Origin of the sequence: Inhella inkyongensis, assembly GCF_005952805.1 — a bacterium.
GTDB lineage: Bacteria > Pseudomonadota > Gammaproteobacteria > Burkholderiales > Burkholderiaceae_C > Inhella > Inhella inkyongensis.
This window is the reverse complement of sequence record NZ_CP040709.1, coordinates 343,425-366,778: the sequence shown is the minus strand read 5'-3', so window position 1 is coordinate 366,778 and position 23,354 is coordinate 343,425. Positions and strand designations below refer to the sequence as shown.

Below are 23,354 nucleotides of genomic sequence, written 5' to 3'. Positions count from 1 at the left end.
CTCACCCCACTCCCACCACCCGCTCAAACCGCAGTTCCTCGCACCGCTCGCCCTTGTACTCGGCCCATTCGCGGCCGGTCTCGGCAAAGCCCAGGCGCCGCAGCAGCGCGATGCAGGCGTGGTTGCGGGCGTCGGTGTGGGCGCGCAGTTGCTGCACGCCCAGATGGCCCAGGCGCACGAAGAGCGCCTGCAGGGCTTCCTGCGCCAGGCCCTGGCCTTGAGCGCTGCGCGCCAGGCTGAATCCGATCTCGACGCCCAGGCCATCGGGGTCGCGGCAAACGCCGATATCGCCGATCAGGCGCCCGCTGGCACGCTCCGCAACGCCCAGCTGCCACCATGATCCGCGCGGGAACGGGGGCGCCTCGGCCATGGCGTCCAGAAAGGCCAGCGCCGCCGCGTCGCTCTGCGCAGACCACCCCTGGAAGCGCGCCACCTCGGGGTCGCGCCGGTAGGCCTGGAAAGCCTGCAAATCAGCGGGCTGCAGGCGCCGCAGCTTGATCCGGCTTTCCAAGGTTTCCGCCACGCAGTTCACTGCAACCCAGCCAGCAGCGCGGCATTGCCGCCCGCTGCCGCGGTGTTGACGGTCAGGGTCTGCTCGGCCGCGAAGCGGATCACTTGCTGGGCCTGCAGCGCGTCGCTTTCCACTACCAGGGGCAGGATGGCGCCGGCGCGGGCCGCCAGCGCACTGCGCAACGCCGCCTGGTGCGCGGCGCCCACCCCCGCCACAAAGGCGGCATCCAGGGCGGCGTGGGAGAGCCACTCGGTCCACTGACCCGGCTCGTGGTCCTGACAGGCCAACCACTCACCAGCCCCTTGGGACTGCAGCTGGCTGCGCAGTTCACAGCAGGGCTTGAGCGCCGCCGGCGCGCCCACCAGGGTGACGCGGTTGCCCGCCAGTAGGGCCAGGGCCAGCGGAGCGCGCCAGCCCGCGCCCGCCTCGGCGCTCACCAGGCCCACCACATGGCCGCGCGGGTGCAGGCGCAGCTCGTTGCGTTCGCCGGTCGGCCCCGGCAGGGCCTGGGTCAGCAGACGCGGCGCGGCCTGGGCCATCAGGGTGGCCTGGTCGGGCAACACCGATTGCAGGATGCGCAGGCGCGTGGCCAGGGCCTCGGGCAACGCGGACGCGGCGGCGGGGCGACCCGGCAGGGCCTGGGGCCGCACAAAGCGCCACAGGTAGTTGGGGCCGCCGGCCTTGGGGCCGGTGCCGCTCAGGCCTTCGCCGCCAAAGGGCTGCACGCCCACCACGGCGCCGATGATGTTGCGGTTCACATAGACATTACCGATGGCGGCCAAGTCGGCCAGGCGCTCGGCCCGGGTGTCGATGCGGGTTTGGATGCCCAGGGTCAGGCCATAGCCCAGCGCGTTGATGCGCTCGATCACGGCATCGGGCTCGCCCTTCCAGCGCAGCACATGCAGCACCGGACCGAAGATCTCGGTCTTGAGCTCGGCCATGTCGCGCACCTCGAAGGCGATGGGGGGCAGCAGATTGGGCACCTGCCCGTCCTGCACCCGACCCTCGGCAATCAGCTGCGCCTCGCGGTGCAGGCGCGCCACCTGGGCGCTGATGCCGGTGAAGGCCTCGGCGTCGATCAGCGGGCCCACATCGGTGGCCAGGTTGGCGGGGTCGCCCACGCGCAACTCGGCCAACGCGCCCTTGATCATCTCGATCACGCCATCGGCCACGGCCTCGTGCACGCACAGCAGGCGCAGGGCCGAGCAGCGCTGGCCGGCCGAACGGAAGGCGCTCTGCACCACGGCGTCCACCACCTGCTCGGGCAGGGCCGTGCTGTCCACCACCATGGCGTTCAGGCCGCCGGTCTCGGCGATCAGCACACGGTCCCCACCGCTCTGCGCCAGGGTCTTGTGGATGATCTTGGCCACCTGGGTGCTGCCGGTGAAACACACACCCGCCGTGGCCGGGTGCGCCACCAGGGCTGCGCCCACGGTCTCGCCCGCACCGTTCAGCAGCACCAGCGCGTCTTCTGGCACGCCGGCCTCGTGCAGCAGGCGCACGCAGGCCGCCGCCACGGCCGGGGTTTGCTCGGCCGGCTTGGCGGCCACGGTGTTGCCGGCCACCAGGGCGGCCACCACCTGGCCGGCAAAGATGGCCAGCGGGAAGTTCCAGGGCGAGATGCAGACGAACACGCCACGGCCCTGCATGGCGGCGTCACCCGCGCTCTCAGCCTCGTCGGCGTAATAGCGCAGGAAATCCACCGCCTCGCGCACCTCGGCCACGCAGTCGGCCAGGGTCTTGTGCGCCTCCTTCACCAGCAGGCCGCACAGGGGCGCGAGTTGCGCGTCCATCGCATCGGCTGCGCGGCGCAGCACGGCCGCGCGCTGGGCCACCGGGGTCTCGCTCCAAGCCTTGAAGCCGCCCTGCAGGCGCACCACGGCGTCCTGCACATCGGTGGGCGAGGCCAGGGGCACGGCCTGAACCTGGGTGGCCGCCACGGCCGCCGCCAGCGGCGCGCGCTGGGCGGGGTCGGCCAGGTCGGCGCCGGTGCTGTTCAGGCGCTGATCGCCGGCCGCGCGATAGAGCTGACTGGGCAGGGGCTGGGTGGGCGCGGGGCGCACATCCTCCAGCGGGCAGCCCAGCAACTCGGGCACGGCCACTTGCGGGTCGGCCAATTGATGCACAAAGCTGGAGTTGGCGCCGTTTTCCAGCAGGCGGCGCACCAGATAGGCCAGCAGGTCGCGGTGCTCGCCCACCGGGGCGTAGACGCGGCAGGGCACGTCAGGCTGCTTCAGCACCTCGCGGTAGATGCCCTCGCCCATGCCGTGCAGGCGCTGCATCTCGAAGGCCGCACCGGCCGCGCGCGCCATGCGCAGGATGGCGGCGATGGTGCCGGCGTTGTGGCTGGCGAACTGCGGGTAGATCACATCCTTGTGCGCCAGCAGCGCCTGCGCGCAGGCCAGGTAGGACACATCGGTGTGGGCCTTGTGCGTGAACACCGGGTAGGCCGCCAGGCCCAGTTCCTGGGCCCGCTTGATCTCGCCATCCCAGTAAGCCCCCTTGACCAGACGCACCATGAAGCGCAAGTTCAACCGGCGCGCCAAGGCCGCCACCTCATCCACCACCGCACGGGCACGGCCCTGGTAGGCCTGCACTGCCAGACCGAAGCCCTGCCACTGCGGATGCTTGGCGGCGATGTGCTGGGCCAGGGCCTCGAACACATCGAGACTGAGCTCCAGGCGGTCGACCTCCTCGGCGTCGATGGTCAGGTTCATGTTGGCGGCGGCGGCCGCATCCACCAGGCCTTGCACGCGCGGCACCAGGGTGGCGAACACGCGCTCGCGCTGCAGCACCTCGTAGCGGGTGAACAGAGCGCTGAGCTTGATGGAGATGCCATCGGCCTGCATCGGGCTGGCCGCGCGGCCTCCGGGCAAATGCTGGAAGCGCGCCGCAATGCGCGCAATGGCGTTGCGGTAGCTGGCCAGGTAGCGCTCGGCATCGTGCTCGGTGCGAGCGCCCTCGCCCAGCATGTCGTAGCTGAAGGTCAGCTGGGGGATGTTCTTGCGCGCGCTGGCGGCCTCGCCCTGGGCCTCATCGATGTTGCGGCCGAGCACGAACTGCCGGCCCAGCAATTGGATGGCACGCACGGTGGCGGCCACCACAGTCTTGCTGCCCATGCGGCCGAGCAAGCCGCCGCCCCCGCCGTCTTCCTCGGGCAGGAACTTCTTGCTCAGGCTGATGGCCGCCGCGCTCAAGGACGAGAGCATCTTGTGCGGGCCGTCGCCGGCGCTGTCGAAATCAGCCCGGCCGAGCTGATCGGCCGTGAGCGCAATGGCGGTCTCGGCATCGGGCACCCGCAGCAGGGCCTCGGCCAGGCGCATCAGGGCCAGGCCCTCGGGGCGGGTGATGGGGTATTCGCGCAGCAGGCTCTCCATGGCCCAGAAGGGCGCCGGGTTCTGCCGCACCTGCTCCACCCAGGGGCCGGCCTGTGCGATCACCTGCGACCAGTCGGCGCGCACGGCGCTCAGCTCCGCCACCAGAGCGGCCACAAGGGCGTTCTCGTCGCGATAGGGGTCGGGCAGGCGCTGGATTTCGGGCACAACAGGCAAAGCGGGCAGGGCGGACATCGGGACTCTCCTGAGAATCCTGGCACTGTAGGCGGGGCAGCGCCGGAAATGTTTCGGAGAATCCGCATTCCAACCGAATGGATTTCGACATGGACTGGGACGCCAATCCGCCCGAGGGCCTGGACCGCATCGACCTGCGCATCCTGCGCGTGCTGCAGGACGACGCGCGCATCACCCATCAGAAGCTGGCCGAGGCCGTGCACCTGAGCGCCAGCAGCGTGCACGAGCGCGTCAAGCGCCTGCAGCGCGAGGGCTTCATCCTGGGCTACCGCGCCCAACTCAACCCCGACAAGCTCGGCGCCGCCCTGATGGTGTTCGTGGAGGTGCTGCTGGACCGCACCGTGCACGACGTGATGGACACCTTCAAAGCCGCCGTCCAGGCCCGGCCCGAAATCCTGGAATGCCATCTGGTGGCGGGCGGCTTCGACTACCTGCTCAAAACCCGCGTGGCCGATATGGCGGCCTACCGCGAGTTCATCGGCAGCGGCATCTGGACCCTGCCCGGCGTGCGCGAAACCCGCACCTATGTGGTGATGGAGGAAGTCAAGTCCGAAGCCGGGGTGGTGGTTTGACCCTCCCCCCGAAGCGCCTTCGGCGCCTCCCCCCGGGGGGCGCCGCCAGTGGCCTGGCAAAGCCAGTTCCACGGCGGCCGCTTGATGAGCTTTGCGCCATACATCCAACTCTTCGTCCGATGACCAAGCTGCTCTTCGTCTGCATGGGCAACATCTGCCGCAGCCCCACGGCGCATGGCGTGATGCGCGCCAAGTTGGCGGCGGCTGGTCTGGGAGATCGCGTCCTGGTCGATTCGGCCGGGACCCATGCCTATCACGTGGGGGAGCCCCCCGATGAACGCAGCCAGGAACACGCCGCACGCCGCGGCTATGACTTGAGCGATCTGCGCGCGCGTGCGCTCACGCCCCAAGACTTCGAGCAGTTTGAGCGCGTGCTGGTGATGGACGAGGCCAACCAGGCACGTGCCCTGGCGATCTGCCCGCCTCACCTGCAGCACCGTGTGAGCAAGCTGCTCGGCAGCGCCGATGTGCCCGACCCCTACTATGGTGGCGCGCAAGGCTTTGAGACGGTGCTGGATCTGGTCGAGACCGCCTGCGATCGCCTGCTGACCGAACTGCAAGGCCTCAGGCATTGATTCGTTGGCAGGCTGGCGAATGCGTGCCTCAGCGCACAGCCGGCGTCCCGCCGGGGGCGGGTATGCCCTATTGAGCCAGCTTGATTTGCCGCTGACAGTCGCCGCCCAACAGGGAGACAACAAGATGGCAGATCGCACGCATCGATGGGGTGGCGGCTATGGGCGCGCGCTGCCCTGGTTTGTTTTGGCATTGGCACTGGGATGCGCCTGGACTGGAGCCTGGGCCCAGAAAGATCCCAAGGTACGGAATAGGAACGAATCCAACACCGGTGACGCCGCAGCAGGGGGGCAATCTCTTGAACGGGTCATCGTCACTGGAAAGACTGCTGCTTGGTGGGGTTGGAAAACCCCGATCACCAGTCTCGATGCCGTGCTGCCCGCTGCAGGGTTTCAAGCGCCGTCGGATGCCGGGCTTGATGGTCCCGGCGCGGCGACGCAACCGCCCAGCAAGGGCAATGCGCCGGCCGATGACTGCGAGAGCTCCCCCAAGAGCGGCAAACCCGTCATCCTCGCCACCGGCGAGAAAGTGCTGGAGGAGACCGACTTTGTCGACGCCTCGCTGGCCGGCCTGAGCTTGACCCGTATTTATCGCTCGGCCACACCGTCGACCCAGGCCCTGTTCGGTGCCCACTGGCGCATGGCCTCGCATTACCCCAAATTGCTGCCAAGCACCCAGGCCATTTGCGACGGCGGCAGCTTGCTCAGTGCACTGACTGTCGATCCGCGCAAGGCCGCGCGCTTGGCGATGGTCAACCGCTTTGTGCGCCCCACGGCGGCCTTGGCCCGCATCAACCCCAGTCTGGCGGCCCAGGGGGCCAATACCGGACCGAAGACCGGCACCGCCGCCGCGCCGAATACTGGCCTTTGCTATCCGGTCGACATCACACTGACCCTGCCGGACGGTGCGCAATACACCTTTGTCAACGACTTCGGCCCCCACTACCTGCCCACCGGCCTGGGCCCGGACTCCAAGGTGGGCGCCCTGGTCATTCAGGGCTTCTCCCAGTACGACGAATGGATCGTCAACATCGGCCCCAAGATCTACGCCTACAAGGCCGACACCAAACAGCTCAAATACATCGCCTCGGCCTATGGCTTTGAGTTGCTGCAGGCCTTCGAGTACGACAGCGCGGGCCGGCTCGTCAAGATCAGCTCCGCCGGTGGCAGCAGCCTGCAGTTCGGCTACACCGGCGGCCGCGTCACCAGCGTCACCGACAGCGCCCTTCGGGTCTGGAACTACGGCTACGACGCCAATGGCAATTTGAGCAGCGTGCTGCCGCCGTCGGGCACAGCAGGCGCCCGCACTTATCACTACGAGAGCCCGCAGGGCGTCAATCTGCTCACTGGCATCAGCCTGGACGGTCTCCGCACCACCCGCTATGCCTACGACGCCAGCAAGCGCGTCGTGCGCAGCGGAGATGAACTGGGTGAGAACGTCGACACCTTCAGCTACGGGCCCAGCACCACGACCCTGACCGACCAGCGCGGCCAGTCCACCACCTACACCTTTGAGACCGTGGGCGCCGGCTTCAAACGCCTGGTGGCCACCAGCCGAGCCGCCACCAGCACCTGTGGCAGCGCGGCCCGTTCGCAGAGCTTTGATGCGCGCGGCTTCCTCACCAACAGCACCGACTGGCGCGGCACGCAAACCAAGTACAGCCACGACTTCAGCGGCCGCCTACTGGAGCAAATCGACGGCTTTGGCAGCCCCGAGGCCCTGCGCACCGTCTACACCTGGGCAGGCGCCGACCTCAGCACCGTGAAGGAGTACGGCAGCAACGGCGCCTTGCTGCGCACCACCAGCTACAGCTACCACAGCAGCGGATTGGCCAGCGGCAAAGTGGCCACCGAAACCCTGAGCAATGCCAGCGGCAGCGTGCAGCGCGTGCGCAGCTTTGCCTATGGCTTTCACCCCAACACCCTGCTCGCCTCGGTGACCGAGACCCTCAACCTGCCCGGTGGCTCGGCCAGCCGCAGCAGCAGCTACGACAGCAGCGGACGCCTGATCGCGAGCAGCAATTTGGCCGGGCATGCCAGCACGTTTTCGGGGCATAACGCCATGGGCTATCCCTCGGTGGCCACCGATTCGAACGGCGTCAGCAGCCAGTTGGTCTGGGACGCCGCCGGTCGCCTGATCGGCCGCACCCAGGTGCTGGCCGGTGGCAACCGCTCGACCACCTGGACCTTCAATGCCGGCGGCCAACTGCTCTCGCAGACCGAGTCCGGCGTCAGCGTCCACTACGCGCGCAACAGCGCCGGCCGTGTCACCGGGGTCAGCTTCGTCGGCGCCAGCAGCACCGAAGTGTTGGATGTTGCCAACCGCACCCACAGCACCAGCGCGCCACGCCTGCTGCCCAGCGGCGGCGCCACCGGAGCACCCGGCAGCGTCGCCGCCGGCAGCTTCTCGGCCGCCCTGCAGTACGACAGCTTGGGGCGCCCCTATCTATTCACAGCTGCCAACGGCCAGCGCACCAGATTTGGCCACGACAACGAGGGCAATCTACTGTGGCAGGACGACATCAATGGTCGCCGCACCAGCTACAGCTACGACGCGCTGGGGCGTTTGCGCACCCACACCGAGCCAGGCTGGGGCAGCATCGAATACGGGTACGACAGCAGTGGCCAGCTGGACACCATCAAGGACGGCCGTGGGCTGATCACCGACCATGATTTCGATGTATTTGGCAACCTGGTGCGCCTGACCAGTCCCGACACCGGCGTGCGCAGCACCACGCCCGACAACTGGGGCCGCCCCCTCAGCGTCACCCGCAACGACGGCAGCCAGATCAGCTATGGCTGGGACGCACTGAGCCGGCTGCGCAGCCGCAGCAGCGGTGCTCAAAGCGAAAGCTATGGCTACGACGCCGGCCCCCATGGCAAGGGTCGCCTGACCAGCTTGAGCGACGCCTCGGGCAGCAGCAGCTATGCCTATGACGGCGCCGGCGCGCTGACCCAGCAGGTCAACGTGATCCAGGGCCAGAGCCTGAGCACCGGCTGGGGCTACAACGCCGCCGGCCGCCTGGCCTGGATGAGCTATCCGGTCGCGGGATTGGTACTCCAGTATGGCTACGACGCCCATGGCCGACTCAGCAGCCTGAGCGCCACGCTCAATGGCAGCACCATCACGCTGGCGGACAGCTTTGTCTATCACCCCGGCAGCACCCAGCCCCTGGCCTGGCGCCTGGGCAACAACCTGCAGCGCCGCCTGGTGCAGGATGCCTCGGGGCGGCTGGTCCAGGTGGCCAGCCCCGGGGTGCAGGACCTGAGCCTGAACTGGAATACCAATGACACCGTGGCCAGCCTGAACAACGGGGCCTATCCGGCGCAGTCCGCCAGCCTGGGTTATGACAGCGGCCTGCGCCTGAGCAGCTACAACGGTGGCGGCAACAGCCTGAGCCACGGCTACGACGCCGTGGGCAACCGCATCAGCAGCAGCGAGAACGGCAGCAATTTGGCCCCCAGCGTCGCGGCCGGAAGCAACCGGGTGACGGCAGTGGGCGGACCGCAATGGCGCAATCTGGCCTACAACGCGCTGGGCCAGCTGGCCAGCGAGAGCCGCTGGGACGGCAGCCGCAGCTACAGCTACGACGCCTTCGAGCGCCTGCAAAGCCTGAGCATCAATGGCAGCGTGGTGGCCAACTACTGGAGCAATGCCCTGAACCAGCGGGCGATGAAGCGCTCCGCCGCTGGCGACACCCGCTATGTCTACGGTCAGGGTGGCGAGTTGCTGGCCGAGTTGGGCCCGAGCGGCAGCAGCGCCCACATCTGGTTGTTCGGTCAGCCCCTGGCCCTGGTGAAGAACGGCAATCTGTACTACGTGCACGCCGACCAACTGGGCCGCCCCGAAGTGCTGAGCACGCCCACCGGCGCCCTGGCTTGGCGCGCCGCCCTGAGCGGCTGGAACCGCACGGTGGCGCTGGACCAGGTGGGCGGCTATGCGCTGGGTTTTCCGGGGCAGTACCTCGATGCCGAGAGCGGGCTTTGGTACAACTGGAACCGCTACTACGACGCGCAGTTGGGGCGGTATACGCAGTCCGATCCCATCGGGCTACAGGGCGGGATCAATACGTATGCGTATGTGGATGGGAACCCGGTATCCAAGACTGATTCGACCGGTTTGGCGCCAGACTTCCCGTCTTGCTACACATCATGCATGAGCGCTCTTGGTGGTGACACCGCCTTGCAGTCGGTCGTTCCGACCAACATCGTGGCGAATGCGCCGTATTCGCCACCACGGCCTACTTTTGACTCTAACGGGAAGATCTCGGGCGTTACCCCTCCTCGGCTTAGCGCAGGATTTGGCGCCCTTGCGCAGCAGTGCCCGAAGGCAGCGCAAGCAGTTTTAACTGCTGCAAAAGTGAGTGGTGTCGCCACTGCTGCCAGCATCGGATGGGCGGCTGGCACGTCGATTGGATGCATGGCGAGTTGCGCCGGAAACAAGGATGGCTATCCATGACGACGATGCCCTTCAAATGCGCGAAGAGTGGCGAGGAGTTCATGCCCGACGAGGGGGGAAGATGCGCCTTGTGTCAGAGACTTTTACTGACGCAGTACCTTCATTCCAAGATATTCCCCAGACAACTGAGCCCGATATGCATGGACTGCGTATCTGATCTTCGAGAGATTGCTAAGAAGGACAAGTGGCCTCGCCCCTGGGTCTAAAAACTCAGCAGCTCGTGCATGGCCCGTGAACAAGGCCCGCCACCCAGCGGGCCTTGTCGCATCTGGCCCCACCCTTAGCCGCTAAGCCGCTGGCCTTCGTTTGGCTGGGGTTCGGGGGCGGGTGTCAGGCCTGCAGTTTTAAGCCCTGTGCACCGCCCACGCCCGTGGTCAGCCGCCCCTGCAAATTCCTCTATCAATCCCGCCTTCCACAGCGCGACCGGCCCAGAAGCCGCTCACGCCTGTGGCACACTGGCCGGGCAATGACAACGAGCTGACGTACTCAGCAACCTGACCACCGTGGCCTGAGCGCTGGGGTGGTTCAGCCCCAACGCCGAGCCCTTCGGGGCAAAGCCACCTTGCCGCGCTCCGCCGCGGCCTCTCAAAGGCCCTCGGGCCACCGCCAGGCTGAACCCTGGCGCAACAAGTCCCCGCTGTGGGGCGACTGGATGTGCATAGCCGCATCCCGTGACCGACAGGACAGGTGCGCCCGCAAGGCTGCCTGACCTCGCCGGCCACAGGTCGCCCACGACGCTGGACTTCCCACACGAACCTCCGTCCGGACGCCTGTAGCGGCCGGTGGCGCGAGTTCGTCCCGAACGGCCTCTCCGGCCTCGTGGCGCACGACTACCTCGTGCGTCTCTCAACGCGTGCTCTCGCTCGTGCTGCTTCGGCACGTCCGTTCACGCCCCATCGCCTCTTGCGCCGTGGTCGGCCGAGCCCTCGCTCGCGCCGCGCCAGGCCCTGCTGCGCGACTCCCTCCAAGACCACCGCCGGCTTGCCCAAGCGACCGGGAGCGCCTACGCGCGCTCAGCAGTTCCGACATCAATCCCTTCGGGGATCGACGCCGGCCGACCGACCCCAAAACCCGACTTCCCATGACCCACACCGCTCCGATCCATCGCCCGCTGCGCATCTGCCAGCGGCTCCGCCGTGCGCGTCCTCGCGAGGCTGGCCCGCTCATCGGCGGCCCAAAACAGGTACCCACACCTGACGCAATCGTCGATTGCGCGGCCTGCCGGCCGCAAACCCAGCACTGGCGCGGCTTCGCGCTGACCACGGCCCCGAGCGAGGCAGACCACAGCGCGACCACAAGCGCCGCAACCCACTGACAGCAAAGGACAAAACATGACCGACAAATTCCTCAAGACCCGCGTGCCGGAAGGCCTCTACGCGACCCTCCTGGCCGAAGCCGGTAGCGCCGGCAAGCGCCTCAACACCCACGTCCGCGAGCTGCTGCAGCAGCACGCTCAGGCCGTCAGCACCGCCGAAGCCCTGGCCCGCATCGAGGCCTCGATCAGCGCCACCCAGGCCGCACCGCAGCCCGGCACGCTGGACCACGACACCCAGCGCACCCTGGTCGAGATGCGCCTGCTGCTGCGCGAGCTGTGCATGCAGAGCAATGCCCAGATCGTCAGCCGCGTGGCCCACCAGCTCGCCGCGCAGACCGCCCAACCCCGCAGCTAAGAGGAGCCGCAGATGAGCAACTACTATGACCCGTGGATGCACGCCGTGCATCTCTTCTTCAGCCGCCTTGTTCAGTTCCTGCTGCTGTCCCTGGTGCTCGGCCTGGCCACCTGGGCCGGCCTGCTGCATCTCGTCTTCGAGGCCGACTGGCGCACGGTGGCGTCAAGCACCTGGGCCATGTGGGGCAGCACCGATGCGCTGTGGCGCGTGATCCTCGCCCAGGCGATGACCATCGGCGCGCTGGTGACGGCCTGCCTGTTCATCTGGCTGCTGGGCCGCTCGCGTCTGCGCCGGGGCGACCGCCACCACCGTGGCGCGCGCGTCATCGACGCTCAGGAGTGAAGGGAGCCGGCGATGATGAACCTCATCAGACACCTCGCCGGCGCCGCGCCGGCGACCACGCGCGCGCCGCTCGTGGTCGGGGGCGTGCCCCTGGCCTGGCATCAAGAGCCCCTGCACCTGCTGCTGGCAGGCAGCACAGGCACCGGCAAAACCACCGCCGTGGCTGAGCTGCTGGACGGCCTCACGGACCGCGACGACCGCGCCGTGATCGTCGATCCCAATGGCGCGTACCTCGCCCAGTTCGGCGAGCCTGGCGACGTGGTGCTCAACGTCTTCGACAAGCGCGCCCCAGGGTGGTCGCCGTTCAACGAAGTCCGCAAGCCCTACGACTTCGACAAGATCGCGCGCTCCATCGTGCCCGATGGCCATGGGCCTGATGCGGCCTGGCACTTCTACTCGCAGGTGCTCATTGCCGAGGTCATGCGTGCGCTGCTGCGCGATGGCCGGGGCGACACCGCTGCGCTGCTGGAGGCCCTGACCATCTGGCCGGCGGAGAAGTTGCACACGCTCGTGGCCGGCACTGCGGCGGCGGGCCTCTTCGACAAGGAGGCGGCACGTGCGTTGGCGTCCACCCGCTTCGTGCTCTCCAGCCACTTGAAGCCCTACGACAGCCTGCAGCCGGGCGCGTTCAGCGTGCGCCAGTGGGTCGAGTCGGATGGGCAGGCGGCCAAGCGCCTGTTCATCACCTGGCGCGAAGACATGACCGCCTCGCTGGCCCCGCTGATCGCGGCCTGGGTGGACATCGTCTGCACGGCCACGCTGAGCCTGGCGCCCGACCCGCAGCGGCGGCTGTGGCTGCTGCTCGACGAGCTGCCCAGCATCGGCAAGATCGGCAGCCTGGAAGCCGCGCTGACCAAGGGCCGCAAGCACGGCCTGTGCTGCGTCGCGGGCATCCAGAGCACCGCCCAACTGGAGCGCCTCTACGGTCGAGAAAGCGCCATCGTGCTGCGCTCGTGCTTCCGCAACCTGGCCGTGTTCGGCCTGGCCAAGGCCGACCCCGACACCTGCGAAACCTTCAGCCGCGCCCTCGGTGAGCGCGAGGTGGACCGCGCCCAGCAAAGCCGCAGCCGGGGCGCCAGCGGATCGAGCCAGAGCGTGGCCATCCAGCGCGTGCGCGAGCGCGTCGTGCTGCCGGCGGAGCTGGCCGAGCTGCCCGACCTTACGGCCTTCCTGTGCCTGGCCGGCGCGCAGCCCGCGCGGCGCATCGCGCTGACCCCGAGGGCGCGGCCCGCCCACCTGGTCGCCATCGTCGAGTGACCGAACAAGAAAAGGACTTCCCATGCTCTCCATGTCCAACGTGGCCAACAGCGCCCATGCCGGCCAGTACTACGAACAGGCCGACGACTATTACTCCCGAGATCGCAGCCCCAGCCAGTGGAGCGGCCAGGCCGCCGCCGAGCTGGGCCTGAGCGGCGAAGTGAAGGGCGAGGACTTCCGCGCCCTGCTCGATGGCCGGTTGCCCAACGGCGTGCAACTGCACCATGCCGGCGAAGGCAGCGGCCGCCGGGGCGGCACCGACATGACCTTCAGCGCCCCCAAGAGCGTGTCGCTGCAGGCCTTGGTCGATGGCGACACACGGCTGCTGCAGGCCCACGAAACCGCCGTAACCCGTGCCCTCGAAAAAGCTGAAACCCTGGCCGCCTGCCGCGTGACGGAGGGCGGCGTGACCAGCCGCCAGACCACCGGCGTGCTCGCCGTGGCGCAGTTCCGACACGACCTCAGCCGCGCGGCCGATCCGCAGTTGCACACCCACGCCGTGGTCTTGAACGTCACCCAGCGCACCGATGGCCAGTGGCGTGCGCTCGACAACGAGCCGCTGTACCGCAACAAGATGTGGCTCGGGGCCTACTACCGCAGCGAACTGGCCAAGGAGGTGCAGGCCCTGGGCTACGAGCTGCGCGTGACCCATGCCGATGGCCGCTTCGAGCTGGCCCACGTCGGCGCCGAGCAGGTCAAGGCCTTCAGCAACCGCTCGCAGATGATCGAGCAGGCCTTGCAGGCCCAGGGCCTGAGCCGCGAAGACGCCAGCGCTCGCCAGTTGCAAGTTGCGGCGCTGCAGACCCGCCAGGGCAAGGAAGGCCACGACCGTGGCGCGCTGCTGGCCGAGTGGCGCGAGCGCGCGGCGGCGGCCGGCCTGCACCTGAACCGCTCCACGGCGCCGGTGGCGCGGGATGAGACGGCCCTGACCCAGGCGCGCTCGCAGGCCGCCGACCAGGCCGTGCGCTATGCCGCCGCGCACCTGATGGAGCGCGAGGCCGTGGTGCAGCGCGTGGACATCGAGCGCGCGGCGCTGGAGCGCGGCACCGGCCAGACCGATCTGGCCGCGATCCGCACGGCCATCGAGCAGGCCGTGCAGCGCGGCGAGCTGGTCCGGGGTGCGGCCGAGCACGCCGAGCGCTTCACGACCCCGCAGGCCCAGCAGCGCGAGCGTGAGATCCTCTCGATGGAGGCCACCGGGCGCGGCCAGGTGGCGCCGCTGATGAGCCGGGAGGCCGTGCAGCAGTCCTTGGCGCACAGCAAGCTCAACGAGGACCAGCGCGGCGTGGTCGCGCATGTGCTGGCCGGGCAGGACCGAGTGAGCGGCGTGCAGGGCGGCGCCGGCACCGGCAAGACCACGGCGCTGCGCGCGGTGCGCGAGCTGGCCGAGGATCGCGGCCTGCAGCTCGTCGGCGTCGCCCCTTCCGCAAGTGCCGCCCGCGAGCTGGGCCGCAGCGGCATGGACAGCCAGACCCTGGCGGCGCTGGCCACGCGCCAATACCCCGGCCTCAATGACAAAACCTTGGTGGTGCTCGACGAGGCCGGCATGGTCAGCGCCCGCGACATGCACGCCTTGCTCAAGGCAGCAGACCAGGCTGGATCGCGCGTGCTGCTGGTCGGCGACACCCAGCAGCTCAAGGCCGTGCAGGCGGGCCGGCCGTTCGCGCAGTTGCAGCAGGCGGGCATGGCCTGCGCGCAATTGCAGGAGATCCAGCGCCAGCAGGAGCCCGAACTCAAGCGCGCCGTCGAGCTGGCGGCGGCCGGCGACACGGCCGGCTCGCTGGCCCGGCTGCGCGCCAGCGTGGTCGAGATCGTGGACCATCGCGAGCGGCACCAGGGCATCGCGCGGGACTATGCCGCGCTGACCCGAGACGAGCGCGCCGCCACACTGGTCGTGGCCGGGACCAACCAGAACCGCGAGGCCATCAACCGCGAGGTGCGCCAGGCGCTGGGCCGCGCCGGCCAGGGCCAGGTGTTGCCCACCCTCAGCGGCAAGAACCTCACCGAGGCGCAGGCCTTGCGCACGGTGAGCTACGAGGCCGGCGACATGGTGCGGGCAGACCGCGACTACAAGGCCCTGGGCCTGCAGCGCGGCGAGCTGGCCACCGTGGTGGACGGCCGCGCCGGGGTGGTGACGCTGGAGCGCGCAGACGGCGAGCGCGTGGAGTGGCGGCCGGTGAACCAGCCGCACATGAGCGGCTTCACGCGGCACGAGCGCGAGCTGGCCGAGGGCGACCTGGTGCGCTTCACCCGCAACGACTACGCCCAGGGCTTCGTCAACGGCGAGCGCGCCACGGTGCTGGCCGTCGAGTCCGACCGCCTCCTTCTGGAAAAGCTCGACGGCTCGCGCCTGGTGCTCGACCCGGACAAGCCGCTGTACCTGGAGCACGGCTACTGCCAGACCGTGCACGCAGCCCAGGGCCAGACCTGCGGGCGCGTGCTGATCGAGTCGCCGGCCGCGAGCGGCGCCGGCAACGAGGCCAGCCACTATGTGGCGATCAGCCGCGCCACCCACGAGGTGAGGATCTACACCGACGATGCCCAGCGCCTGCCTGAGACGCTCAGCCGCGAGGACGGCAAGACCGCCGCGCTCGATCTGCAGCCGGAGAAGGACAAGCAGGCCTCGCGAGAGATGGCGCTCGGTGCGTAGAGCTTCTTAAAAAGACAAAGCGCTGCCCCAGCCCCGCTCACGCGGGGCTTCCTCAGCCGCTAAAGAAGGTGCGGCGGGTCAGCGAGTGGGCTGCTGACCGAGAGCGGCGTCGAGCATGTTCATCACCAGGCGCTGCTGCGGCAGCGGCAACTGCGCCAGGCGCTCCAGGCGCTGCTGCAGGCGCGGCGTCGGGCCGCGCTTGGCCGGAGCCTTGGCGCTGGCCGGCTGGCCCAGCAGCACATCGACCGGCGTCTGCAGCTCCTGCGACAGCGCGGGCAGCAGCGAGGCCGGCAGGCGCAGCCGCCCGCCCTCGTAGTGCGCCAGCGTCTGCTGGGCGATGCCCAGCGTGGCGGCCAGTTGCACCTGCGTGATGTTGTGTTCCTTGCGGGCCAAGGCGATGCGCTGGCCCAACTCCTTGAAGAAAGACTCGTCCTTGACGTTCACGGCCGGGGTGGGAGGGGTTGTGGTGTGCATCAGCTTAGGTCCGGCCTGAAGGGGCAAAGCGTCTCGGTGCCTTGTTCGTACTCTACGATAGAGTATCCTGATGTGGAGTTATTTATTTACTCCGTCCTGTTGGACCAAAGACCGAGCAACGCACTGGGAAATACCGATGGCCCGCATCCCCGACACCGAGCTTGAGCGCCTGAAAACCGACATCGACGTGCAGCAGCTCGTGCAGCAGAGCGGCGTGGAGCTGAAGAAGGCCGGCAAGGACTGGCTGGGCCGCTGCCCCTTCCACGCCGACGACACGTCCAGCCTGGTCGTCACGCCTGCGAAGAACCTCTGGCACTGCTTCGGCTGCAGCGCGGCCGGTGGCCCCATCGACTGGGTGATGCGCATGCAGGGTGTGAGCTTCCGCCATGCCGTCGAGCTGCTTAAAGCCGGTCCTTCCTCAGCCGCTGAAGCGGGCGACGCGCCCAAGCGCAGCCGCACGCGCCCGCTGCCGCCACCGGTGGCGCTCGATGCCGACGAGCAGACCCTGCTCGGCCAGGTCATCGACTACTACCACCAGACCTTGCTGCAGGCGCCCGAGGCGCTGGCCTACCTGCAGGCGCGCGGCATCGGCGACCCCGAGGCCGTCGCGCGCTTCCGCCTGGGCTACGCCAACCGCACCTTGGGCCTGCGGCTGCCCGAGCGCAACCGCGTCGCCGGCAACGAGCTGCGGACCAAGCTGCAACGCATCGGCATCTACCGCGACAGCGGCCACGAGCACCTGACGGGCAGCCTGGTCATCCCGGTGTTCGACGCGGCGGGCAACGTGGTCGAGGTGTACGGCCGCAAGCTGCTGGACAACCTGCGTCCTGGCACGCCCAAACACCTCTACCTGCCCGGCCCGCATGCCGGCGTGTGGAACCTCGATGGCGTGCAGGGCAGCGAAGAGGTCATCGTGTGCGAGTCGCTCATCGACGCGCTGACGTTCTGGTGCGCGGGCCTGCGCCACGTCACGACGGCGTATGGCGTCGAAGGCGTGACCGACGAGCTGCGTGCGCTGCTGGCCAGTCCCATCGACGGGCGCCCCCGGCGCGTGCTCATCGCGTTCGACCGCGACGACGCGGGCGAGCGCGGCGCGGCGAAGCTGGCCGAGGCGCTGATGGCCCAGGGCGTGGACTGCTACCGCGTGCAGTTCCCCAAGGGGCTCGACGCCAACGAATACGCGCGCAAGGTGCAGCCCGCCGCCAAGAGCCTGCCGCTGCTGGTGCGCCAGGCCGCTTGGCTCGGTGCCGGCACGCCGCCTGCGCGGCTGCCTGGCGAGCAGGTCGCCATCGAGGTCGAAGCGGCTGCGCCTGTGCCCATGCCGGAACTTCCTTCCTCAGCCGCTGCGCCGGCCGTGCCGGCGTCGCCTCCTGCGCCGAGCGCACCGCCCACGCCCGAACTGCCGGTGCAGGTCAAGGATGACGAGGTGGTGCTGGCCCTGGGCGAACGCCGCTGGCGCGTTCGCGGCCTGGCCAAGAACCTGGCCTTCGAGACGATGAAGGTCAATCTGCTGGTGTCGTGCGGCGACGCCTACTACGTGGACACGGTGGACCTGTACAGCGCGCGGCACCGCGCGCACTACCTCGCGGCGGCGGCCAAGGAACTGGCCGTGCGCGACGAGGTGCTCAAGACTGACATCGGTCGCATCCTCTTGAAGCTCGAAGCGCTGCAGGAAGAGCGCATCAAGGCCGCGACGAAGACCGAGCCGCAGGTGCCCGAGCTGAGCGAGGCCGAAGAGCTCGCGGCGCTGGACCTGCTCAAGAGCCCGGACCTGCTGCAGCGCATCCTGGCCGACTTCGAGGCCTGCGGCGTCGTGGGCGAGCGCGTGAATAAGCTCATGGGCTACCTCGCGGCCACCAGCCGCAAGCTCGACCGCCCGCTCGCGGTCGTCATCCAGAGCAGCAGTGCGGCGGGCAAGTCCAGCTTGATGGATGCCGTGCTGGCCTTCGTGCCCGAGGAAGAGCGCGTGCAGTTCTCTGCGCTGACGGGGCAAGCCCTGTTCTACATGGGCGAGACGAACCTGCAGCACAAGGTGCTCGCCATCAGCGAAGAGGAAGGCGCGCACCGCGCGGCCTACGCCTTGAAGCTCCTGCAGAGCGAAGGCGAGCTGACCATCGCCAGCACGGGCACCGACGCGGCCGGCAACCTGGTCACGCAGCAGTACAAGGTGTGCGGCCCGGTGATGCTGTTCCTCACGACGACGGCCATCGACATCGACGAAGAGCTGATGAACCGCTGCCTCGTGCTCAGCGTGGACGAAGGCCGCGAGCAGACCGCTGCTATCCACCGGCAGCAGCGGCTCGGCCGCACGCTCGATGGGCTCATCGCCAAGCAGCACAAACGCGAGGTGCTGGCCTTGCACCGCAACGCCCAGCGCCTGCTGCGACCGCTCGCCGTCGTGAACCCCTACGCCGACCGCCTGACCTTCCTCGATGACCGCACGCGCACGCGCCGCGACCACGGCAAGTACCTGGCGCTGATGGACGTGCTCGCGCTACTGCACCAGCATCAGCGGCCGGTGCGCACGGCCAGCGTCGGCGGCCAGGTCATCGAGTACGTCGAAGTCACGCTGGCCGACATCGAGCAGGCCAACGCCCTGGCGCACGAGGTGCTCGGCCGGTCCCTGGACGAGCTGCCGCCGCAGACCCGCAAGCTGCTGGCCATCGTGCAGCACCTGGTGCAGGCCAAGGCCGTCGAGCAGAGCATCGAGCCGCGCGCCGTCCGCTTCAGCCGCGCCGAGGTGCGCCGCGCAGCAGGCGCCTCGGACACGCAGTGCCGGCTGCACCTGGAGCGCCTCACGGCGATGGAATACCTGCTGGTGCATCGCGGCATGCGGGGCCAGTCGTTCGAGTACGAGCTGCTGTTCGACGGTTCGGCCGACGAGCACCGGCCGCGCCTGGCCGGGCTCATCGACGTGGGCGCGCTGCAGCTCGAAGCGCTGGAAGCCGGGGCCGAAGCCGCGACTACGACGGCGAGTTCGCGGGGGGCAGGGGTGGAGTTCGCGGGGTCAACGCGGCCCCAACGCGCTCTCGTCGCGGGGGCTTCGCGGCCGGGGTCATCGCTCGCAACGCCAGCACTGGCGCGGCTTCCCGCCGAACCGCTCGATGACGAGCCCCCAGCAAGGCCACCCCACCTGAACGGCGCCGCGCCGTCGTACCTGCAAACCGGAGAAGTGCAATGACCGCCACCGACCAGACCCGCAACCCACGCCGCCCTGGCAAGACCCCCGGGCCGCTGCGCTACGCAGGCGACCCCGAGACGCCGGGCGGCTGGCGCGGCTACCTGGTGGACTTCATCGCCTGGGCCGAGGCGATGCACTACTCGCCGCACACCATCAAGAACCGCCGCATCGACGTGGGCTACTTCATCGACTGGTGCGAAGAGCGCGCCGTGATGACGCCGCAGGCGGTCACGCGGGCGATGCTGGAGCGCTACCGCCAGCACGTCTTCCACTACCGGCGCAAGACCGACGGCCTGCCGCTGTCGTTCCAGTGCCAGGGCAAGCGGCTGATTGCCGTGCGCGTGTTCTTCCAGTGGCTCACGCGCCAGCACCACTTGATGTTTAACCCCGCCAGCGAACTGGAGCTGCCCCGGCCCGAGAAGCGCCTGCCGCGCCACATCTTGACCATCGCCGAGGTCGAGCAGGTCATCAACACCTGCGACACGACGGAGCCCACCGGCCTGGGCCTGCGCGACCGCGCGATGCTGGAGACGCTCTACAGCACCGGCATGCGGCGCAGCGAGCTGGTCGAGCTGCACATCGACGACGTGGACCTGCCGCGCGGCACGGTGCACGTGCGCCAGGGCAAGGGCAAGAAGGACCGCGTGGTGCCCATCGGTGAGCGCGCGGTGGCCTGGGTCACCCGCTACCTCTACGAGGTGCGCGAGCGCTACGTCGAGCTGCCCGACGACGGGCACCTGTTCCTGGCCAAGCACGGCGAGGCGATGCAGGGCAAGCAGCTCTCCGTCATCGTCAAGCTCGCCATCGAGCGGGCCCACCTGGAGCGCTTCCAGACCACGCACCCGAACGCCGCGTGCCACCTGTTCCGCCACGCCTGCGCGACCCACATGCTGGAGGCCGGCGCCGACATCCGCTACATCCAGGCGCTGCTCGGCCACGCCGACCTGAGCACGACCGAGGTCTATACGCAGGTGAGCATCGGCAAGCTCAAGGCCGTGCACACGGCGACCCATCCGGCGCGTCTGCAGCCCCGCCAAGGCGCGAACGCCGATGCGCTGGCGCCTGACCCTCAGCCCACGGCTGACGCGCTGCTGCAGGCCCTGGCGGCTGAAGCGGCGGCCGATGCCGCCCACACCGCCACCGATACCCCGACCATCCATCCCTGAACGAGCCCGCCATGCCCCGCAAGACCAACCGCCTGACCCTGCAACTGCCGCCTGAGTTCGTCGAGCTGTGCGATGGCGACGGCGTGACGCCCGAGATGGTGCTGACGGGCTTCATCGCCGACCTGGCCGGCATCATGAACTGGGCCGACAACCCGCGCGCGGACGGCTACAGCAGCAACGGCAGCGACGAGCGCCGCATGGCGATGGAGTATTACGAGCGCGTCGGCTACCCCTGGTTCAACGGGGGCTGACCCCGCCGCCCGCAGCCTGGCCGCGCCCCGGGCTTCTTCCTCTTAGCCGCCACCGCGCGCCAGCGCGGTAACGCCCATCCCGCGCGCGTGCGCGATGGGCACAATGGGCCTCTGGAGAAAAAACCACCACGCCACGGGAGGCCGTCTTCTACTTCGCTCCGCAACCCCGCGTCACGCCTCAGGAAAACGCCTGCAACTACGGCGGATGGGTGCCTGGGCGGAGCTACACGCAGTCCGATCCCATCGGGCTACAGGGCGGGATCAATACGTATGCGTATGTGGATGGGAACCCGGTATCCAAGACTGATTCGACCGGTTTGGCGCCAGACTTCCCGTCTTGCTACACGTCATGCATGAGCGCTCTTGGTGGTGACACCGCCTTGCAGTCGGTCGTTCCGACCAACATCGTGGCGAATGCGCCGTATTCGCCACCACGGCCTACTTTTGACTCTAACGGGAAGATCTCGGGCGTTACCCCTCCTCGGCTTAGCGCAGGATTTGGCGCCCTTGCGCAGCAGTGCCCGAAGGCAGCGCAAGCAGTTTTAACTGCTGCAAAAGTGAGTGGTGTCGCCACTGCTGCCAGCATCGGATGGGCGGCTGGCACGTCGATTGGATGCATGGCGAGTTGCGCCGGAAACAAGGATGGCTATCCATGACGACGATGCCCTTCAAATGCGCGAAGAGTGGCGAGGAGTTCATGCCCGACGAGGGGGGAAGATGCGCCTTGTGTCAGAGACTTTTACTGACGCAGTACCTTCATTCCAAGATATTCCCCAGACAACTGAGCCCGATATGCATGGACTGCGTATCTGATCTTCGAGAGATTGCTAAGAAGGACAAGTGGCCTCGCCCCTGGGTCTAAAAACTCAGCAGCTCGTGCATGGCCCGTGAACAAGGCCCGCCACCCAGCGGGCCTTGTCGCATCTGGCCCCACCCTTAGCCGCTAAGCCGCTGGCCTTCGTTTGGCTGGGGTTCGGGGGCGGGTGTCAGGCCTGCAGTTTTAAGCCCTGTGCACCGCCCACGCCCGTGGTCAGCCGCCCCTGCAAATTCCTCTATCAATCCCGCCTTCCACAGCGCGACCGGCCCAGAAGCCGCTCACGCCTGTGGCACACTGGCCGGGCAATGACAACGAGCTGACGTACTCAGCAACCTGACCACCGTGGCCTGAGCGCTGGGGTGGTTCAGCCCCAACGCCGAGCCCTTCGGGGCAAAGCCACCTTGCCGCGCTCCGCCGCGGCCTCTCAAAGGCCCTCGGGCCACCGCCAGGCTGAACCCTGGCGCAACAAGTCCCCGCTGTGGGGCGACTGGATGTGCATAGCCGCATCCCGTGACCGACAGGACAGGTGCGCCCGCAAGGCTGCCTGACCTCGCCGGCCACAGGTCGCCCACGACGCTGGACTTCCCACACGAACCTCCGTCCGGACGCCTGTAGCGGCCGGTGGCGCGAGTTCGTCCCGAACGGCCTCTCCGGCCTCGTGGCGCACGACTACCTCGTGCGTCTCTCAACGCGTGCTCTCGCTCGTGCTGCTTCGGCACGTCCGTTCACGCCCCATCGCCTCTTGCGCCGTGGTCGGCCGAGCCCTCGCTCGCGCCGCGCCAGGCCCTGCTGCGCGACTCCCTCCAAGACCACCGCCGGCTTGCCCAAGCGACCGGGAGCGCCTACGCGCGCTCAGCAGTTCCGACATCAATCCCTTCGGGGATCGACGCCGGCCGACCGACCCCAAAACCCGACTTCCCATGACCCACACCGCTCCGATCCATCGCCCGCTGCGCATCTGCCAGCGGCTCCGCCGTGCGCGTCCTCGCGAGGCTGGCCCGCTCATCGGCGGCCCAAAACAGGTACCCACACCTGACGCAATCGTCGATTGCGCGGCCTGCCGGCCGCAAACCCAGCACTGGCGCGGCTTCGCGCTGACCACGGCCCCGAGCGAGGCAGACCACAGCGCGACCACAAGCGCCGCAACCCACTGACAGCAAAGGACAAAACATGACCGACAAATTCCTCAAGACCCGCGTGCCGGAAGGCCTCTACGCGACCCTCCTGGCCGAAGCCGGTAGCGCCGGCAAGCGCCTCAACACCCACGTCCGCGAGCTGCTGCAGCAGCACGCTCAGGCCGTCAGCACCGCCGAAGCCCTGGCCCGCATCGAGGCCTCGATCAGCGCCACCCAGGCCGCACCGCAGCCCGGCACGCTGGACCACGACACCCAGCGCACCCTGGTCGAGATGCGCCTGCTGCTGCGCGAGCTGTGCATGCAGAGCAATGCCCAGATCGTCAGCCGCGTGGCCCACCAGCTCGCCGCGCAGACCGCCCAACCCCGCAGCTAAGAGGAGCCGCAGATGAGCAACTACTATGACCCGTGGATGCACGCCGTGCATCTCTTCTTCAGCCGCCTTGTTCAGTTCCTGCTGCTGTCCCTGGTGCTCGGCCTGGCCACCTGGGCCGGCCTGCTGCATCTCGTCTTCGAGGCCGACTGGCGCACGGTGGCGTCAAGCACCTGGGCCATGTGGGGCAGCACCGATGCGCTGTGGCGCGTGATCCTCGCCCAGGCGATGACCATCGGCGCGCTGGTGACGGCCTGCCTGTTCATCTGGCTGCTGGGCCGCTCGCGTCTGCGCCGGGGCGACCGCCACCACCGTGGCGCGCGCGTCATCGACGCTCAGGAGTGAAGGGAGCCGGCG

16 protein-coding genes are annotated in these 23,354 nt (G+C 68.7%); 13 read left to right on the top strand and 3 right to left on the bottom strand.

Annotated elements, in window-relative coordinates; all coding sequences use genetic code 11:
• Window position 1 precedes the first annotated feature (1 nt).
• Both FF090_RS01840 and FF090_RS01835 read right to left on the bottom strand, forming a co-directional pair.
• The gene (locus tag FF090_RS01840; protein WP_175423468.1) at window positions 2-532 is read right to left on the bottom strand and encodes a GNAT family N-acetyltransferase; all 531 of its coding nucleotides are present in this window, start codon (window positions 530-532) and stop codon (window positions 2-4) included.
• The gene (locus tag FF090_RS01835) at window positions 529-4,080 is read right to left on the bottom strand and encodes an L-glutamate gamma-semialdehyde dehydrogenase (RefSeq protein ID WP_138855104.1); all 3,552 of its coding nucleotides are present in this window, start codon (window positions 4,078-4,080) and stop codon (window positions 529-531) included. Before FF090_RS01835 ends, FF090_RS01840 begins: the two co-directional genes overlap by 4 nt.
• 77 nt (window positions 4,081-4,157) lie before the next feature.
• Here FF090_RS01835 and FF090_RS01830 point away from each other — a divergent pair, with 77 nt between their 5' ends.
• From FF090_RS01830 to mobF, 7 genes are all read left to right on the top strand, one after another.
• Entirely contained in the window at window positions 4,158-4,652 is a 495-nt protein-coding gene (locus FF090_RS01830; protein ID WP_310732984.1) for an Lrp/AsnC ligand binding domain-containing protein, read from the top strand.
• 119 nt (window positions 4,653-4,771) lie between these two features.
• Window positions 4,772-5,227 (top strand): low molecular weight protein-tyrosine-phosphatase, encoded by a 456-nt coding sequence (locus FF090_RS01825; protein WP_138855103.1) that lies wholly within the window; start codon window positions 4,772-4,774, stop codon window positions 5,225-5,227.
• A gap of 124 nt (window positions 5,228-5,351) precedes the next feature.
• Window positions 5,352-9,683 (top strand): RHS repeat-associated core domain-containing protein, encoded by a 4,332-nt coding sequence (locus tag FF090_RS01820; RefSeq protein WP_175423467.1) that lies wholly within the window; start codon window positions 5,352-5,354, stop codon window positions 9,681-9,683.
• A 1,331-nt stretch (window positions 9,684-11,014) separates the two neighbouring features.
• Window positions 11,015-11,353: a hypothetical protein gene (locus FF090_RS01815; protein WP_138855100.1), complete on the top strand. Its 339-nt coding sequence runs from the start codon at window positions 11,015-11,017 to the stop codon at window positions 11,351-11,353.
• 12 nt (window positions 11,354-11,365) lie between these two features.
• Window positions 11,366-11,695 carry a hypothetical protein gene (locus FF090_RS01810; protein ID WP_138855099.1) on the top strand — a complete coding sequence of 110 codons (330 nt, stop codon included), beginning with the start codon at window positions 11,366-11,368 and terminating at the stop codon, window positions 11,693-11,695.
• Between the two features lie 15 nt (window positions 11,696-11,710).
• Entirely contained in the window at window positions 11,711-12,952 is a 1,242-nt protein-coding gene (locus tag FF090_RS01805; RefSeq protein ID WP_175423466.1) for a type IV secretion system DNA-binding domain-containing protein, read from the top strand.
• Window positions 12,953-12,974: 22 nt separating this feature from the next.
• A complete protein-coding gene (mobF, locus tag FF090_RS01800; RefSeq protein WP_138855097.1) occupies window positions 12,975-15,602 on the top strand; it encodes a MobF family relaxase in 2,628 nt (875 codons plus the stop codon).
• A 78-nt stretch (window positions 15,603-15,680) separates the two neighbouring features.
• Here the strand turns inward: mobF and FF090_RS01795 are convergent, their stop codons facing one another.
• On the bottom strand, window positions 15,681-16,076 hold the full coding sequence (locus FF090_RS01795) for a helix-turn-helix domain-containing protein (RefSeq protein WP_138855096.1): 396 nt from the start codon (window positions 16,074-16,076) through the stop codon (window positions 15,681-15,683).
• 136 nt (window positions 16,077-16,212) lie between these two features.
• On the opposite strand from FF090_RS01795, the gene FF090_RS01790 reads away from it, so the two are divergent.
• From FF090_RS01790 to FF090_RS01765, 6 genes are all read left to right on the top strand, one after another.
• Complete coding sequence (locus FF090_RS01790; RefSeq protein WP_138855095.1) at window positions 16,213-19,257, top strand: CHC2 zinc finger domain-containing protein; 3,045 nt, start codon at window positions 16,213-16,215, stop codon at window positions 19,255-19,257.
• Window positions 19,254-20,423 carry a site-specific tyrosine recombinase XerC gene (gene xerC, locus FF090_RS01785; protein ID WP_138855094.1) on the top strand — a complete coding sequence of 390 codons (1,170 nt, stop codon included), beginning with the start codon at window positions 19,254-19,256 and terminating at the stop codon, window positions 20,421-20,423. Before FF090_RS01790 ends, xerC begins: the two co-directional genes overlap by 4 nt.
• A gap of 11 nt (window positions 20,424-20,434) precedes the next feature.
• The gene (locus FF090_RS01780; RefSeq protein ID WP_138855093.1) at window positions 20,435-20,674 is read left to right on the top strand and encodes a hypothetical protein; all 240 of its coding nucleotides are present in this window, start codon (window positions 20,435-20,437) and stop codon (window positions 20,672-20,674) included.
• A gap of 209 nt (window positions 20,675-20,883) precedes the next feature.
• Window positions 20,884-21,330, top strand: coding sequence for an RHS repeat-associated core domain-containing protein (locus FF090_RS19690; protein ID WP_138855101.1), 447 nt, complete (start codon window positions 20,884-20,886; stop codon window positions 21,328-21,330).
• Between the two features lie 1,331 nt (window positions 21,331-22,661).
• The gene (locus FF090_RS01770; RefSeq protein WP_138855100.1) at window positions 22,662-23,000 is read left to right on the top strand and encodes a hypothetical protein; all 339 of its coding nucleotides are present in this window, start codon (window positions 22,662-22,664) and stop codon (window positions 22,998-23,000) included.
• A gap of 12 nt (window positions 23,001-23,012) precedes the next feature.
• Window positions 23,013-23,342, top strand: a complete 330-nt coding sequence (locus FF090_RS01765) for a hypothetical protein (protein ID WP_138855099.1) — start codon at window positions 23,013-23,015, stop codon at window positions 23,340-23,342.
• Window positions 23,343-23,354 lie beyond the last annotated feature (12 nt).

Excerpts from the sequence above, each read along its gene's own strand:
- FF090_RS01835 (WP_138855104.1), bottom strand. The coding sequence starts at position 4,080 with ATGTCCGCCCTGCCCGCTTTGCCTGTTGTGCCCGAAATCCAGCGCCTG.
- FF090_RS01830 (WP_310732984.1), top strand. The coding sequence starts at position 4,158 with ATGGATTTCGACATGGACTGGGACGCCAATCCGCCCGAGGGCCTGGAC.
- FF090_RS01825 (WP_138855103.1), top strand. The coding sequence starts at position 4,772 with ATGACCAAGCTGCTCTTCGTCTGCATGGGCAACATCTGCCGCAGCCCC.
- FF090_RS01820 (WP_175423467.1), top strand. The coding sequence starts at position 5,352 with ATGGCAGATCGCACGCATCGATGGGGTGGCGGCTATGGGCGCGCGCTG.
- FF090_RS01815 (WP_138855100.1), top strand. The coding sequence starts at position 11,015 with ATGACCGACAAATTCCTCAAGACCCGCGTGCCGGAAGGCCTCTACGCG.
- FF090_RS01810 (WP_138855099.1), top strand. The coding sequence starts at position 11,366 with ATGAGCAACTACTATGACCCGTGGATGCACGCCGTGCATCTCTTCTTC.
- FF090_RS01805 (WP_175423466.1), top strand. The coding sequence starts at position 11,711 with ATGAACCTCATCAGACACCTCGCCGGCGCCGCGCCGGCGACCACGCGC.
- mobF (WP_138855097.1), top strand. The coding sequence starts at position 12,975 with ATGCTCTCCATGTCCAACGTGGCCAACAGCGCCCATGCCGGCCAGTAC.
- FF090_RS01795 (WP_138855096.1), bottom strand. The coding sequence starts at position 16,076 with ATGCACACCACAACCCCTCCCACCCCGGCCGTGAACGTCAAGGACGAG.
- FF090_RS01790 (WP_138855095.1), top strand. The coding sequence starts at position 16,213 with ATGGCCCGCATCCCCGACACCGAGCTTGAGCGCCTGAAAACCGACATC.
- xerC (WP_138855094.1), top strand. The coding sequence starts at position 19,254 with ATGACCGCCACCGACCAGACCCGCAACCCACGCCGCCCTGGCAAGACC.
- FF090_RS01780 (WP_138855093.1), top strand. The coding sequence starts at position 20,435 with ATGCCCCGCAAGACCAACCGCCTGACCCTGCAACTGCCGCCTGAGTTC.
- FF090_RS01770 (WP_138855100.1), top strand. The coding sequence starts at position 22,662 with ATGACCGACAAATTCCTCAAGACCCGCGTGCCGGAAGGCCTCTACGCG.
- FF090_RS01765 (WP_138855099.1), top strand. The coding sequence starts at position 23,013 with ATGAGCAACTACTATGACCCGTGGATGCACGCCGTGCATCTCTTCTTC.